Source organism: Synechococcus sp. R55.2 (assembly GCF_047462075.1).
Taxonomy (GTDB): domain Bacteria; phylum Cyanobacteriota; class Cyanobacteriia; order Thermostichales; family Thermostichaceae; genus Thermostichus.
Genome location: NZ_JANSIH010000164.1, coordinates 1 through 852 on the forward strand (window position 1 = coordinate 1; position 852 = coordinate 852).

The window sequence follows — 852 nt, forward strand, 5'->3', positions numbered from 1 at the left end:
TGCAGAGCCCAGAGCAAGGGGGATTGGGATCCCTTTCCTGGCGGCAGGGGATCCCAGTGCGGGGATCCCTGCGTCTTTGGGCCGTGCTCTCGCTGGTGATGGCGCAGTTGCTCACCTTGGGCAGGCCGGGCCCGGATCTGCTCGGGCTAGGGCTGGGGTTGCTGCTGCTAGCTACCCAGGTGTGGCTATGGGCTTGTCCCTTGCCAAGTTCCCCTACTCCTGGAGCAGAGGGGGAAGCCCTGCTGGCGGTGGCCTTCGGCTCAGGGTTCGGCCTGGTGGGGATCAGCCGGCTCTTGCCGACACTTACGGAAGCGGAATGGCTGCTGGTCTTGGCAGCGCTGCTGTTGCTCTTGAGCGGCTGTCGCTACGGCATCCGGCACCTCTCTTCTCGCCTGCAAGCCGCTTACCGGCCAGCCCTGGATGGCTGGGGTATACCCTTGGGGTTGGTGCTCTTGCTCTCCCTAACGTTGCCCACCGCGGCGGCCCTCTTCACCCCTTCCTCGCCCCCTGCTTTCTCGGCAGCCATACCGCTGGCCTCTGGGGTTACCTGGCTGGCCATTGGTCTCCGACTTTGGGTAGAGGTTGCTCCGGTCTTCTCTGCTCCCATTGCCGAGACGGGATCCTCTCCGACCCTCCCCCCTAGCGCTAGCGGGACGGAGTCCTCTCCGACAGGGGATGCCCCTGAAATTGCCCAAGCCCTTTCATCTGGCCAGATCAAGGGTCAGATGGATGGGTTGTTGTACGGGCTGGGCTGGGCTTTGGAGCTACTGGCGGCAAGCGGCGTGTTGTGGGCTGTGCAGGGATCCCGTCCTGTTGCCCCTCTGCTTGCCGTCATCAATCTAAGCCTGGGGA

The 852-nt window shown here is 64.2% G+C and carries 1 pseudogene; it reads left to right on the forward strand.

Annotated elements, in window-relative coordinates:
* Positions 1-852, forward strand: a pseudogene (locus NW838_RS05810) (hypothetical protein); the annotation flags it as partial.